This is a genomic window from Bacillus sp. SIMBA_154, from assembly GCF_046536015.1.
Taxonomy (GTDB): Bacteria; Bacillota; Bacilli; order Bacillales; family Bacillaceae; genus Bacillus; species Bacillus pumilus_P.
The window spans coordinates 342664-356138 of record NZ_JAWJBV010000002.1; the positions used below are offsets into that span (position 1 = coordinate 342664).

At 39.2% G+C, this 13475-nt stretch carries 16 protein-coding genes; 6 read left to right on the plus strand and 10 right to left on the minus strand.

Annotated features, from left to right (window positions below):
- Nucleotides 1-42: 42 nt before the first annotated feature.
- From R0K30_RS05175 to fadH, 5 genes are all read right to left on the minus strand, one after another.
- Nucleotides 43-558 carry a ribonuclease H-like YkuK family protein gene (locus tag R0K30_RS05175; RefSeq protein ID WP_099728659.1) on the minus strand — a complete coding sequence of 172 codons (516 nt, stop codon included), beginning with the start codon at nt 556-558 and terminating at the stop codon, nt 43-45.
- A 144-nt stretch (nt 559-702) separates the two neighbouring features.
- Nucleotides 703-945: a YkuJ family protein gene (locus R0K30_RS05180; protein WP_003212254.1), complete on the minus strand. Its 243-nt coding sequence runs from the start codon at nt 943-945 to the stop codon at nt 703-705.
- Between the two features lie 184 nt (nt 946-1129).
- Complete coding sequence (locus R0K30_RS05185; RefSeq protein WP_034324437.1) at nt 1130-2026, minus strand: manganese catalase family protein; 897 nt, start codon at nt 2024-2026, stop codon at nt 1130-1132.
- A 262-nt stretch (nt 2027-2288) separates the two neighbouring features.
- On the minus strand, nt 2289-3509 hold the full coding sequence (locus tag R0K30_RS05190) for an EAL domain-containing protein (protein WP_410609464.1): 1221 nt from the start codon (nt 3507-3509) through the stop codon (nt 2289-2291).
- Between the two features lie 64 nt (nt 3510-3573).
- Nucleotides 3574-4338, minus strand: a complete 765-nt coding sequence (fadH, locus tag R0K30_RS05195) for a 2,4-dienoyl-CoA reductase (protein ID WP_410609466.1) — start codon at nt 4336-4338, stop codon at nt 3574-3576.
- 139 nt (nt 4339-4477) lie between these two features.
- Between fadH and R0K30_RS05200 the strand changes: the two genes are divergently transcribed.
- The 3 genes from R0K30_RS05200 (at nt 4478) to R0K30_RS05210 (ending at nt 7341) form a co-directional block, all read left to right on the plus strand.
- On the plus strand, nt 4478-5335 hold the full coding sequence (locus tag R0K30_RS05200; protein ID WP_230031166.1) for a metallophosphoesterase: 858 nt from the start codon (nt 4478-4480) through the stop codon (nt 5333-5335).
- 157 nt (nt 5336-5492) lie between these two features.
- Nucleotides 5493-5990, plus strand: coding sequence for a L,D-transpeptidase family protein (locus tag R0K30_RS05205; protein ID WP_410609468.1), 498 nt, complete (start codon nt 5493-5495; stop codon nt 5988-5990).
- A 73-nt stretch (nt 5991-6063) separates the two neighbouring features.
- Nucleotides 6064-7341: an MFS transporter gene (locus tag R0K30_RS05210; RefSeq protein ID WP_099728663.1), complete on the plus strand. Its 1278-nt coding sequence runs from the start codon at nt 6064-6066 to the stop codon at nt 7339-7341.
- A 228-nt stretch (nt 7342-7569) separates the two neighbouring features.
- Here the strand turns inward: R0K30_RS05210 and R0K30_RS05215 are convergent, their stop codons facing one another.
- Nucleotides 7570-7746, minus strand: a complete 177-nt coding sequence (locus tag R0K30_RS05215; protein WP_180275563.1) for a hypothetical protein — start codon at nt 7744-7746, stop codon at nt 7570-7572.
- A gap of 201 nt (nt 7747-7947) precedes the next feature.
- On the opposite strand from R0K30_RS05215, the gene R0K30_RS05220 reads away from it, so the two are divergent.
- Nucleotides 7948-8163: a hypothetical protein gene (locus R0K30_RS05220; protein ID WP_034324450.1), complete on the plus strand. Its 216-nt coding sequence runs from the start codon at nt 7948-7950 to the stop codon at nt 8161-8163.
- A gap of 584 nt (nt 8164-8747) precedes the next feature.
- Here the strand turns inward: R0K30_RS05220 and R0K30_RS05225 are convergent.
- The gene (locus R0K30_RS05225) at nt 8748-8885 is read right to left on the minus strand and encodes a hypothetical protein (protein WP_256499515.1); all 138 of its coding nucleotides are present in this window, start codon (nt 8883-8885) and stop codon (nt 8748-8750) included.
- 359 nt (nt 8886-9244) lie between these two features.
- Between R0K30_RS05225 and R0K30_RS05230 the strand changes: the two genes are divergently transcribed.
- Both R0K30_RS05230 and R0K30_RS05235 read left to right on the plus strand, forming a co-directional pair.
- Entirely contained in the window at nt 9245-9538 is a 294-nt protein-coding gene (locus R0K30_RS05230; protein ID WP_410609472.1) for a tyrosine-type recombinase/integrase, read from the plus strand.
- Between the two features lie 214 nt (nt 9539-9752).
- Nucleotides 9753-10214: a YkyB family protein gene (locus R0K30_RS05235; protein WP_008356877.1), complete on the plus strand. Its 462-nt coding sequence runs from the start codon at nt 9753-9755 to the stop codon at nt 10212-10214.
- A 35-nt stretch (nt 10215-10249) separates the two neighbouring features.
- Here the strand turns inward: R0K30_RS05235 and R0K30_RS05240 are convergent, their stop codons facing one another.
- The 3 genes from R0K30_RS05240 to R0K30_RS05250 all read right to left on the minus strand — a co-directional run bounded on the left by R0K30_RS05240 (nt 10250) and on the right by R0K30_RS05250 (nt 13211).
- Nucleotides 10250-11158 (minus strand): chemotaxis protein, encoded by a 909-nt coding sequence (locus R0K30_RS05240; RefSeq protein ID WP_099728666.1) that lies wholly within the window; start codon nt 11156-11158, stop codon nt 10250-10252.
- 73 nt (nt 11159-11231) lie between these two features.
- Complete coding sequence (locus tag R0K30_RS05245) at nt 11232-12542, minus strand: MFS transporter (RefSeq protein ID WP_249704659.1); 1311 nt, start codon at nt 12540-12542, stop codon at nt 11232-11234.
- Between the two features lie 126 nt (nt 12543-12668).
- Nucleotides 12669-13211, minus strand: coding sequence for an RDD family protein (locus tag R0K30_RS05250; RefSeq protein ID WP_410609475.1), 543 nt, complete (start codon nt 13209-13211; stop codon nt 12669-12671).
- Nucleotides 13212-13475 lie beyond the last annotated feature (264 nt).

Consider the following 13475-nt stretch of genomic DNA (forward strand, 5'->3'; position numbering starts at 1 on the left):
CAACCGCACGTTTCGACAAGGTTTGGAGAAAAATGACGGAATTTATTTTGTGTATCGATTGGCATAGCAAAATGCTGCATATGAGTCGGGTTTTATTTTTGCTTCAATTCCCATAGCTGTGATCATTCCAGTCATTTCCTGGATCAGCTCTTTCGTACTTCCTTTTTTGCCAATATCTAGATGGGCTTCAAAACGAAGGTCTGCCCCTTCCTCAGCAAACGGAAGAAGCAAATCCATCAGTTCTGTTAAAGGACCCTCCAGGATGTCTGCACATACCTTTTGGGTAAACGCTGTCTCTAATGAAATTTTTTCTCTAAGACTTTGCACAGGCCTGCTGATCACTTGTTGTGTGAGACAGCCCCAAGCTCCTTTGCCAATCCGGTGAAGATGAATTGCAGTCATAAATGTTGTGATATTCTGATTGACTTGAGAATCCGTGCCGATTGATAACACATAGACGGATCTAGGGTCTTTTCGAATAAAGTCTTTCATTCTCATGACGACATCAGAAAACGCTAAATAATCTTCAGAAAGATTGTAGAAAAAAGAATCACTCACAGAAAGGAACTCCTTTTTAATGGTCTCTTTTCCGAAAAATGCGCTGATTGATCATCTTCCATTTGTACATCACCTATGATGACAAGTGTATATTGCCGCAATAAGCGAAGGAATCCTCAGAAAAAACATTTCATACGATTCAGCTTAGGATTGTAGAAGCTCAAAAATTTCAATCGAAATCATATCAATGTTGTCAAATGGGAAAGTGTTTGGCTTATCCCCTTGTTGAAAAACAGTCAATTCAAACGTTTGATTCTTTTCGAAATACTTAACACTACAGATTTTCTCACCGTTCACTTCAAAATAACGCTGTGCCGGCTCGTTTGCAGCTTCTGCTGTCTCTTGAAGACTTTGCAGCCTTGTAATGATACCCATTAATTGTGACATTCTAAAAAAAGACTCCTTTCAAAAAAACAACTCAAGATGAACCCGTATTGATTATACACAAGTCCTACAAAGCATCATACCATAAAGTGTTCTCAGATGATATTTTTCCTCTTGAATTCAAAAAAAGAAAAAGAATCTGTTTTTTTATTTTGAGTCTTTTCTCTCATCTCATACACGATGTTTTTTATAAACCGGCAGATCTCATGAGCCGTTTGGCAATTTCGTCAAAATCCTCTTTTGAAATACCCGGGGCAAACTCTTCCGGTAATTCTCTATAATCTGGTACAGGCGCACCTTGCGGGGTACCCTCAATGACTGTCAGCGGCTTTCCATCAATCGGGTGGCTGCCTTTCCAAATTTTATTGATATCCTTGTAATCCGTATCACTAAATGTGTACAGCTTCGTATGCATGTTTTGATCTTCAAATTTCCTCGCAGAGTCAAAGTATTTGTTGTCGAGGTTTGGAATCGGCAGCATCTTTCCTACATCTACTCCTGTGGCTACCTCAAGCGCTTTTGCATATGCCACAACATGCACACCGCCCCTTACAAGTAAATATCCGATCATCTCTCTTGCCGTAGGATGGTCCGTCATTTCATACACACGCATTTTATGCGTACGAGCCCCGCATTCAAGAAAGAAATTATGAAGAAGATCAAGAATCAGGTTACCACTTGAGAACACATTCTCTCCTGTCCAAGGTTTTGCCATTGAATCAAACGGATAGCCTGTTTGTGCCGTTTGAATAAAATGCTGTGTATTTCGTTTATCGACAGCCGCTTTCATCGGTGTCGTATCTGGATCTCCGCCATGAGTGGTCCCCGTAATCATGAGATTCACAGCCGTTGTCACAAGCTCTACATGACCGAATTCTTCAGCTGTAATACTTGATACGAGGTCATAAAACGGTTTGAGTTTTCGTTTCCCTCTAAAGTTAAAGGATTGAAACATATAATTATTTAATGTGGACATTTCACCAAATTTCCCGCCGAGTAATTCTTGCACAGCAGCGGCCCCATTTGCATCTGGGTGATCTGGTCTTGGCAAATCAATCAGCAGCCGCTTGTCACGTTTGATCATGACTTTTCCCTCCTACCGTCTAACTATCATCATTTAAGATGTATGGAGGATTTGGGATGTCCTATGCATAAAGGAAAAGATTGAAGCACAAAAAAAACTTGGCGGGGGTAGCGCCAAGTTTTTTGGATCTTGATCTGATAGAGGGGTTGGGGAACAGAGAGTAGCTTCTCTCTATAACTAAATGATAATGATTATCAGTTTCATTGTCAACCATTTTTTTATTTCTTTTTTCTATCAAAAAAAGCAGCCGCTCTGGCTGCTTTTAAATTAATCCATCTTGCTCATATAGATAGGCATATGGAAGATCTATAAACAAATACATGTCTCCCTCTAACGGATAAGAAAACGTTCGTATCCGCTCCCCTGTTTCTAAATCACTGTAAATATCGCTGAAAAATCCTTTCCCGCTTATTCTCATTTGGAGAATATTCGCCAGGAAATAAGGGCGCCAGCTCCAGTTTTTCTCTATATACTCCGGCTGAAACAGCCATTCTTTTTCTTTTTTAAACACATTTCCAGTAATTTGAAAGCCTTCCTCATTACACATATAAATTCGAAAGCTGCAATCTGTTAGTTCGAGTGCCAGTTTTTGTATGAGTTCATCATTTGTGCGGCATGATTTTTTCAAGGCCGTAACAGCTTGGTGAATTCGTTTATAAAATGTTTCAGAATGTTCGTAAACAGCTTGAAGCTTCTTTTTCTCATGGGCAATAAATTGTTGAAATTCTTCTCTAAGCTGATCTTTTCGTTTGTTGCGGTCGATTAATTCCGCCGTAGGCTCATGCAGATAGAACCCTTGAAAATATCTCCCGCCATTTCTCCATGCATACTGCAGCTGAAAATTCGCTTCAATGTCCTCATAAATTAAAGCCGCCCCTATTTTTCTCGCAAGCAATGAAATGCTGTACAAGACATACTCATAGGAAGGGGAAGGAGCGGACGCCCTTAATGCGTGTAAATCTATTTTTAATAGATCGGGTGAAAGCAGGCCAATCCGGTCAAGGTTACTGCTTTCTTTTCCTATATTAGATACGGCGATTTTGATCCCATATGTACGATAATACGTTAACGTATGGTAAAGCTGTTCAATGTCGCCGCTAAACGTATGTTCAGTAAATTCAATGACAAACCGATTAAGCTGAATGCCTCTTGCTTCATATTCCTTTAAAAGCTCTAAAAAGCTTTCGCCATGATCAAGCATGAGAACATTGGCATCATGATTAATAAAAATGAGCAAATCTTCATCAGCTGTTGTGAAGAGATCAAGTGCTTGACTAAGTACTTTTTGATCTACTTCCAGTTTATATTCGTCAGGAATAGATGAATCCGTAAAGAAGGAGCCTAGGCTAACCGTTTCAGACTCAAGCTTCATTCTTCCTAGAATTTCATAGCCTATCACTTTTTGCTCTTCCGCACTGAAGATCGCTTGATAGTGCGGGAAAACATCTTCAATATTCGTTAAAATATCTAATGGATCGACCATTTTCATCACCTGCTTCTCTCTTTGTGTGATTATACCACATCAAAAGCAGGTCTTACACGGTCATTCAAAATGGTGATTGGTTGAGCCATTGACCCCCATCCATCGTGATACAATCTCCATTAATATAAGACGCATGTTCAGATAGTAAAAAGGCCGCAAGCTCTGCAATTTCCTCTGGTGTGCCCAGTCTGCCAAGAGGGACTCTATCTAAAGTTTTTTGCGCTGCCTCTTCAGATTCCCACAGTTTATCAGCCCCGCCTGTTCTCTCGATTGGTCCTGGTGCGATGGCATTGACGCGAATTCGATACTGCTTTCCCCATTCTACTGCAAGCGTTCGAGTAAGAGACAGAACTCCTGCCTTTGCTGCTGCTGAATGCGCCACACCTACACCAGCACCCCATGCATAAGTGGCCACCATGTTGATCATACTTCCCCTTTTCTTTTGACGAATCCAGTAATTACCCACTGCATGACTGCAAAAAAATGTGCCATTTAACACAATATCAATGACCGCTTTCCAGCCGTTTGGAGACAGTTTTTCTGCTGGGACCAAAAAGTTCCCTGCTGCGTTGTTGATGAGTGCATCAACATCGCCAAATGTATCCACCGCAAACTTCACCATCTGATCGGCATCCTCTGGTTTTCGCACATCCATTTGGAAGTAAGCAACCGATCCTCCTTCCTGCTTAATATCACTTGCAGTCTTTTCCAGCGTTTCTTCTGTTCTTCCAGTAATCACAACATTCCAGCCTCCGAGTGCCAAATGGGTAGCCATCGCCTTCCCCATTCCGCTTGATCCTCCTGTGACAATCACTGTTTGTTTCGTCATTTGTTCTCCCCCTTTGTACACTTTGAATGACTATTCATTCATTATTTTTCTATCATATCATGATTCCCCCTCCGTGCACCATATGGGAGATTTAACAAATATCATGCTATACTTAATTTTATTTTTAAAGGAGTCTTATATGAAGCAACTTACCCGCAGACAGTTTTTAAAAGGAGCAGCTGGTGCGAGTATTCTCGGCTTTTTGGCTACAACATGTGGATATGGCTATGCCAGATACATCGAGCCGCACATGCTCGATGCCGTGTCACTGACCATTCAAGATGCTCAGCTTCCAGCTTCATTTGACCAGTTTAAAATTGCCCAATTTAGTGATGTTCATTTAAGCGATACATTTCCTGCTAAGGATCTAGAAGCCGTCGTCCAGAAAATCAATGCTGAATCTCCAGACCTCATTGTGTTCACAGGTGACCTAGTTGATTTTCAGGCATCTATTGAAGAACATGAAAAAGCAAAAGCTTATTTGACTAAGCTGAATGCTCCGTTTGGTAAGCTGGCGATATGCGGAAACCATGACTACGGACCATTTGGCGTGGAGCTTTATGAGAAAACGATGGAAGCTTGTGGATTTACATTATGTAAAAATGATGTGTTTCTTTTAGAAAAAGAAGGGGCGCACATTCAGATCGCTACACTGGATGACCTCATGATGAGCGTGCCAGATTACGACCTCATCAAACGGGAAGTATCCTCTGATTTATTTACTTTACTGCTCGTACATGAGCCTGATGCTGCACTGGAGCTGAAACAAGCGCCCATTAACTTACAGCTCTCTGGGCATACGCATGGCGGTCAAATACAGCTTCCTTTTTATGGACCAATTCTCACAGCACCTTATGGCCATACATATGTAGAAGGTTTATACGGCAGCTATCAGCACCGCATCTATGTCAACCGCGGGCTCGGGACAACAAGACTGCCACTTCGATTTTTAGCCAAACCTGAATTAACCTTTTTCACTTTCACATCTCGCGTATAAACAGAAGCCAAACCACCCTATCTTGCATATGTATAATTAAAGATATTTCTCATGACAAATGTTAGGAGAAACCTTAGTGGGCCTGATTCCGTCCATATAGTATATCTGGTGACGGACATTATGGCTTCTTTTATTTGAGTAAAAGGAGTGTCCTTTGATGCTGCGATACACGGTGAAAAGTGGAGAAACACTTGCTTCTATAGCGCTTGATTTTCGAACAACGACAGATGCCTTAAAGGCTGCAAATCCGTCACTTCAGGCTCGCGAGCCAGAACAAAATGAGGTCATCATCATTCCTGGGTTGCCGGATCCTAGCACGATCCCTTACCGCATCTCTGTTTCGATTTCAACGAAACGTCTCGTTTTGTTTTCTGGATCACAGCTCATTCGTTCGTACCCGATTGCAACAGGAAAGATATTAAATATGACACCGACAGGTTCTTATTATATTGTCAACAGACAGCCCAACCCAGGAGGTCCCTTTGGCGCCTATTGGCTGAGCCTTTCGAAAATTCATTACGGCATCCACGGTATGAATAACCCGTCTTCAATTGGTAAAGCTGTTTCTAGAGGATGCATTCGCATGTATAATCAGGATGTCATCGAACTTGCTTCACTCGTTCCCAACGGAACACCTGTGACCATTAGCCAGTAAGAGAAATCAATTGTATGAATGGTTAAAATTTTATATGATATAAAGTGGGATCTTCAGGTTAAGGAGCGTATTTATGGATATTTTTAAAAACAGAAATTTTGTTCGTCTCTTTTTTGCAGCACTTGCCTCGCAAATGGGGACAACAGTAGGCAATATGGCGTTTGCCTTTTATTTGCTTGACCATTTTAGTCATCAGCCCGCCTACGCCACATTGGCAGAGCTAATGTATTCACTCCCTACCATCTTTGTCTTTTTTATGGTCGGTGTGGTCGCAGACCGTTTTGATCGTAAAAAAGTCGCAGAGAATTGTGATTGGATACGAGCTGGGCTGACGATTGTTTTATTTGTCGTCATTTATTTTAATTCACTTCCACTTATTTTCTTGATCTTGTTTATACGAAGTGCCATTACGAAGTTCTTCTATCCAGCTGAAGCATCTCTCGTACAGGCGATTTTAAATAAAGATCAATATGCAAAAGCCGCTGGCTTAAATCAAATGCTGTTTAGTTTATTTATGGTGTTTGGTGTTGGAATCGGTGCTATTATGTATAAAACCATTGGGCTTCATGGTGCCATTACGATCGATTTGATCAGTTTTATTATTTCCGGCATCCTGATTCGTTCATGTAACATTCCAATGGAAGCGCGTCAGCCAAATGGACAAGCAGGCTGGAAAAGTATGACCATTAAAACGTCTCTTAAGGATTTTAAAGAAGGCATTATTTATATTTTAAAAAATAAATTACTGGCTTCCTTAATTTTTGGCTTCTTCGTTTTCGGTCTTGTCAATGGCGCATTTGCAGTCCTTCCAATGTTTACAATGAAATATGGTCTTTCACCAGAACACTTTGAATTGCATACATCTTTCTTTACGATCGCGATCGGTGCAGGGCTTCTTGTTGGAAGCGTAATGGGCTCTGTTCTCGCTAAAAAGGTGAAAATGCAATATCTCATGTCGATTCCGATTCTTATTGCAGGCATTCTCATTTTTGTACTTGGTTCTACCCATACATTGTGGTTATTTTATGTCACATCATTTGTCATTGGAACATGCATCGGTCCAATCAACATTGTTATTGGCGGCTGGTTGCCAAGAATCGTCCACCCTCGTCTGATGGGACGTGTGTCAGGATGGGTTGATCCGCTCACTATGTTTGCCCAATCAATGACGTTAGGTTTGATTGCGGTACTATTTCCAAAGCTCGTGACGAATATTTCATATATTTATTACGGAATGGGCATGATTATTTTACTCGTCTTCCTTTTTTACTTCATTACACTGCCAAAGTTCAGCAGAGAAGCTGCCGAGTTAGATGTACAGCGTGAATTAAAAGGTCAGGGAGTTCAATAAATGAACATCTAAAAGGGCTAAAATGATCTTCATTTTAGCCCTTTGTCTTCTTTTCAGCGTGATAGAAAACCTTAGAAGGCTAGGATGGACGAGTACCGGAGCGGAGCGAATTTGAGATTCGTGAGCACCCGACTGACACCGAATGCGAGGGTTTGTCTACACGCTGGGGCTTTCTTTTTGAGAAAGTCTTTTTTTCATGGCTTCAACGTCCTTCATGTCCTAGGACGTTTATTTTTTCTGTTGATTGAACCGATTTGAAGCAAAATCAATGATTCTTTCGACTGCATAAATGCTAATAAACAAAATGAGAAAGAGAAGTAAAGGATGAATTGGTTGATCGTCTATCACATACACAATCCCTCCAACGACCAAAGCGATGAATAAAGGAGCTAAAATGTCTTTCAATAGACACATTCCTTTCTTTTATCATATACACCCATTGAACTTAATCTCATATTCATTATAAAGGTTCATTTAGATGATCATCCTTTCTTTTTTTGTTTTTTTAAATAACAGATATATGTATAAAAATGTAACAATTTTAATAAAAATTCTTTACATTATTGGAAGTTTTATAGTAGGATAGTCAAGTTGGAGGTGAGGGGTATGCTAAAAAGTTATTACTTTATTCATTCAAAAGATGATCACGGACAGTATGTTGTACATACAGAAGATTGTGCGTTTCTAGGAGATGCTTCAAGCCGTACATTAATTGGTCTACACATGAATGGTGAAAGCGCCATTGAAGAAGCCAAAAAAATGACGAATGACACTGATTTTAATGGTTGTTTTTATTGCGCTTATTCTAGTCATACAAAATAGTCCATTTTTTAAGCCATATGTTCGACCCTGTTGTCTGGCATATGGTATAAGCTTTCAGACGGAATCATGACTCAACATAAGAAAGAAATACAAATTGAGAAACTACCCATTTATTTAAATAGGTGGTTATCAAGATCTAATAGTTCACTTTATATCTATTTCATTTCCATTAGTTCTTATAAGAACTCCCTATTACCTCAAAGTCTCTCTTTTGCTCCTTCAATGAAAAGAGTCGCATTCTTTCCAGCTGACACGGCTAGATGAGACATGAAGACGGATGTACGGGGTTGTTTTTGCTATGAAGATGGTGTGCTCCTGATAAACTGCACCTTTGACTGTATGATGATATGTCAATAACAGGGATGCATTTTTTACATTGTGTTTTCACTTTTGTGTAGACGAATTATTATTCTTATTTTGTATAGGGATAGTGATTGAAAGAGCTAAGGATAATAGGAATATTAATATATATATAATCCCATTATAAATAAATTGTTTATTTATAATGATTTGTATAAATCCCGTTAATGATATTATAAAAATCAGAATACACAATACACGAACTAGATTCATTTATATACCACCTAACTAATATTTTTTTCAAAGCATTCGCCTATGTTAAACCCTGATAAGAATGTTAAGCCATAAAAGCAAGGCGCACAAGCTGTTCCCATTGTTACACTACAAGCTCCGCCACAGATGCTTCCTGCTAATGTAATCATCGCCCAACTAACTCCTTTTGAAGATAAACAATTGTTAAAACCATTCCACCATTTAATTATTAGACAAATTGACTCCATGTACAGTTAATGCGTACCATACAATCTTCAAAATTGGTATTAATGCGGCTGTCGAAAACGAAATAATAAAGAAGAACCGCTTTAAAAAGATTAAAATAAAAAAAGACAACCCAAGCACAATGATTGTCGATAATTTTTTTACTGCTGAACAATTAAGCATTTTTCTTGAAGGCGCTCAAAAAGTATTTCGCACTATACTGCGCTTCTCATACTTGGCCCCCCAAAAACTAATAATAGTTACCTCACTATAAAGTCGGGGGAAAGTAATAAACCAATTAAAATTGTACCTAAAATGGTGTAAAGAGTTAAAGATTTCCTTTGGTCATCCTTTAAAAGAAGAAGATTTCATATTAATTAGTCGGACGAATGGAAAACCTATATCACCTAACTCACTTAATTATGCTGTCAATATAGTTGCCGATAATCAAAATCTAAAGAAAATTACCGTTTATGGTTTAAGACATACTCATGCGACTATACTGATAAGCAAAAGAATACCAGACAAAGTAATTGCTGACCGTCTTGGAAATACCCCTCCAATGATCAATGACATATATATCCATACTTTCGAATAATTAGAAATAGAATCAGTGGAAGTTTTTGAAGAGGCTATGAATTTATAATTTTGGGGAAGTATTGGGGGTTGATTCTAAAACATTAAATTTTTAATCCTCCCTAATCCCTTTATACCAAAGGTTTTCTTTTTACAATAACTCCATTTGCAATTTACCAATAAAAACGTATAATTTATACTAAGCACAGGAAGACGAAAGACAAAGGAGAGAAAAAATGGACGATTATGCTCATACTAAAGACATAGAACCTACAGCAGAAAACATCGCAAAAGCCATTTATACTGTTAACCGCCATGCTAAAACCGCACCAAATCCCAAGTTTCTTTATCTTTTGAAAAAACGTGCGCTGCAAAAACTATTACAAGAAGGTAAAGGAAGAAAAGTGGGCCTACATTTCTCTAACAATCCCAAATATAGTCAACAACAGTCCGACGTGCTGATTGAAATTGGAGATTATTATTTTCATCTGCCACCAACTAAAGAAGACTTCGAATTTTTGCCACACTTAGGAAATTTAAATCAATCATATCGCAATCCGAAGGCGAATATGTCATTAAACCGAGCAAAACAAATCCTTCAAACGTATGTTGGTTTAAAAGAAAAACCTGCCGCCACAAAACAAAAATCACATTATACGAAACCCGTCTTCAAACGACTCGGGGAAAGTTATTTTTAAACAGAAAAAACCACTCAGGCCGAGTGGTTTTTTCTTTAGATAATAAAGTGATCGACCTTTTCAATGAGCTGATGAATTTCTGGTTTACTAATTTGATCATCTGCTCCGATTGTTTCCCCTTTATGCCGCAAATCTTCAGTGATTAACGAAGAGAAGATTAGAATCGGAATGGAGCTCGTTAAAGGGTTTTCCTTTAGCAGTTTTGTTAATCGATGACCATCCATTTTGGGCATTTCGATATCTGTAATCATCATATCAATTTCTTCTGTCACACTGATTCCTTTGCTGACAAGATCCATGACATGATCATATGCTTGTTTGCCATCTTCAAAGGTCACAATGTTTTTATAGCCTGCTTCAGTTAATTCATTCGTTAATAGACGCATGAGCAGCGGAGAATCTTCAACAACATACAGCTTCTTCCCTGTTCTTCTCTCGTCTTTCTCACCGTCAAACATATGATACGTTTCTACTCCAGAAGCGGATTCAATATCATAAATGATTTTTTCGTAATCTGGAAGGAAAATCATTTTCCCATCAAGCTTAATAATGCCTGTTAAATGACGGTCCATGCCTTGATTGAGTGCAGTCGGCTTTTCAATCTCTTCCCAGCTGACGCGGTGAATTTGTGAAACCGTTCCTGTATGGAACACAAATTTCCGTTGGTTGAATTCAGTCACGATATACTTCTCTTGTTCGGACCGATCTGACTCGACATTAAAAAAGGAAAATAGATTGATGACTGGTAAAATCTCGCCTCGTAAACTAATCATACCTTCTACGTCTTGGTGAGAGTGCGGTACAACTGTCACCTCAACTGGCTGAATGATTTCTCTTACTTTCATCACGTTAATGCCGAATTGATTTGAACCAATTTCAAACTTCACAATTTCCAATTCATTTGTACCAGAGTCAAGTAAAATTTCTTGTTTGTTTAAAGCCACGGAAATCCCTCTATTCTTCTATATAAGATTGTACTTTTTATATCGGCAGCATGGGTAAAAAGTTGACGTTTCTTTACGCTTTCTCTCGTACGAATTGATGAATCACAAGTCCTATCGCTGCAAGGATGAGTAAAGACCCTAGTGCAAGGCGGCTTGCGAGATTTCCGTGCTCTGCAAATAGCAGTGTGACTGAGCCATAAATGATCGGTCCGACAATTGAAGACACCTTCCCTGAGAAGGCAAAGAGACCAAAAAACTGTCCGCGTTTTTCTTTCGGTGTCAGCTCAATAATCAATATGCGTGATGCCCCCCAGCTCGCGCCAAGTGAGATCCCAAATAAACTGCCCGCTACCCAGAATACCCATTCTGTTGAAGCTGTCACAGCCAGAATCAGCGCAACGATTAAAATGACATAAACGACTGTAATCGAGCGCTTTGCCCCGATGGCTTTTGTGATATATCCAAATAGAAAGGATCCAATGATACTTGAAATGGTTGATACAAGATAAAGTAAAATAAATTGCCCAGCGGTAAAGCCAATGATGATTTTGGCATAAACGGCCATCATCGCAATTGCTGTCTGTAAAGCATCATTCATAAAAAAGAAAGCGATCATAAACATAAAAGCTGGCTTGTATTGCTTCATATCTTTGAACGTGCCAATAATCTCTTTATACCCGCTGAAAAAAGACGCTTTTTTCACTTGCTGTGGCAGCGGATAAGGATCTTTTACAAAAAAGAGAAAGGGCAGAAAAAAGAGAAAGAATAAAAGTGCTGTTGGGATAAACGCTTCATGAAACTGGTCATTGCCGACAAGTAAATAAACAGAGAGGCCGACAAGTGTTCCTAAATAGCCAACGGCGATGCCAAATCCAGAAATAAGAGGTATTTCATCCTTTGTCCCAAGATCGGGCAACATGGTGTCATAAAAAACAAGACTAGAATGATAGAAAAATTTTGCAATCACAAACAAGGTGACCACCACTAATAAGGAGACAGGCAGCCCAAACCATTCGTTTGAGAAATCAATTCCAGCAAAGATCCCCATCAAAAATGTACAAGCAATACAAATCAGGGTAAACACCGTGATGTAGCGCTTCTTCTTTCCTGTACGATCGATTAGCACACCGTATAAAGGTGTAAAAATCACGAGGAAAAAGCTGGCTAGTGCGTTTGCATAAGAAATAAAGGTACTGGCGATCTGATCCATTCTAGCGCTGTCCCCTATCGTTTCCTGCAAGTAGAATGGAAAGAAAATGGTGATCATATTTGATGAAAATATCGTATTTGCAAAATCATATAGTGCCCAGGCCAAAACAGGTGCTGTCAAAAACAGCCCGAAGCCTGCCCCTTTTTTCTGTACGGTCTTTTTTCCTGTTCTCAATATATTGTCTCCCTTCCCTGCCTGGATTTTCACTATCATTCTACTTTATGTGAGATTGCCCTCTTCCATACAAGCGATCTATGCAAAAAGCACCCCTTACTATACTAGCAGAGGTGCCTCTTTTCATTATTTCTTCACTACTACAATGGTACTTGCAATCAAATCGTGAAGTGCTTGTTTTTTCTCTGTGAAAAACGCAATGATGTAGCCAATACATAAGATTGGAGACAAAAAGCCTTTTGCAAAAAAGCGGCCTGTTGCTCTTCCGAATGTCACTTTTTCACCCGTTACTTTTGTGACTTTGATCCCAAGAGCCATTTTGCCAAGAGTTCCTTGCAGTTTTGATGATTCCATGATGGCGTAATAAAGCCATGTCACCACGATACCGATCAAAATCGCTCCTACGTAGAAAAAGATAAGTCCCATAATGACAGCCCATTCTTCATCCGTTATGACGGTTGTAGAGTAGTAATAGCTGTCATCCTCTAGCATCAATGCTGCCTCTGGGCTTGAGACAAACAAGAGTGTCGCCAAAATAAACATGATGAAGGCATAAGGAACACCGATAATGACACCGTCCAAAAGGTGAGCAAGAAAACGATAGCCCACGCCTGCTAGCTCAGGATGCTTCTTTTCTTGAATGTGTGGTTCTGCTATGTTTGTTTCCATCCTATTTCTCCTTTATTATGTATGTTTTCTATAAATTTCTTATAATCATTCGTTATTATATCTTATGGATATAGCAAGATCAATGGAGCTTTACACTTTTACATATATTTTAGATCAGCGTGTCATGAATGATTTATGTGAATAAATACTGAAAATTTGTGAAAATCATGGCACTTCTAGTTCTTTTATCTCCTGTCCTTTTAACATTTTGTGATATTTTCGTCTTGTTTCGATTCTTCTGTTGACAATCGCGCTTCACATGGT

Excerpts from the sequence above, each read along its gene's own strand:
- R0K30_RS05200 (WP_230031166.1), top strand. The coding sequence starts at position 4,478 with ATGAAGCAACTTACCCGCAGACAGTTTTTAAAAGGAGCAGCTGGTGCG.
- R0K30_RS05210 (WP_099728663.1), top strand. The coding sequence starts at position 6,064 with ATGGATATTTTTAAAAACAGAAATTTTGTTCGTCTCTTTTTTGCAGCA.
- R0K30_RS05250 (WP_410609475.1), bottom strand. The coding sequence starts at position 13,211 with ATGGAAACAAACATAGCAGAACCACACATTCAAGAAAAGAAGCATCCT.
- R0K30_RS05225 (WP_256499515.1), bottom strand. The coding sequence starts at position 8,885 with ATGATTACATTAGCAGGAAGCATCTGTGGCGGAGCTTGTAGTGTAACA.
- R0K30_RS05205 (WP_410609468.1), top strand. The coding sequence starts at position 5,493 with ATGCTGCGATACACGGTGAAAAGTGGAGAAACACTTGCTTCTATAGCG.
- R0K30_RS05180 (WP_003212254.1), bottom strand. The coding sequence starts at position 945 with ATGTCACAATTAATGGGTATCATTACAAGGCTGCAAAGTCTTCAAGAG.
- R0K30_RS05220 (WP_034324450.1), top strand. The coding sequence starts at position 7,948 with ATGCTAAAAAGTTATTACTTTATTCATTCAAAAGATGATCACGGACAG.
- R0K30_RS05190 (WP_410609464.1), bottom strand. The coding sequence starts at position 3,509 with ATGGTCGATCCATTAGATATTTTAACGAATATTGAAGATGTTTTCCCG.
- R0K30_RS05185 (WP_034324437.1), bottom strand. The coding sequence starts at position 2,026 with ATGATCAAACGTGACAAGCGGCTGCTGATTGATTTGCCAAGACCAGAT.
- fadH (WP_410609466.1), bottom strand. The coding sequence starts at position 4,338 with ATGACGAAACAAACAGTGATTGTCACAGGAGGATCAAGCGGAATGGGG.
- R0K30_RS05235 (WP_008356877.1), top strand. The coding sequence starts at position 9,753 with ATGGACGATTATGCTCATACTAAAGACATAGAACCTACAGCAGAAAAC.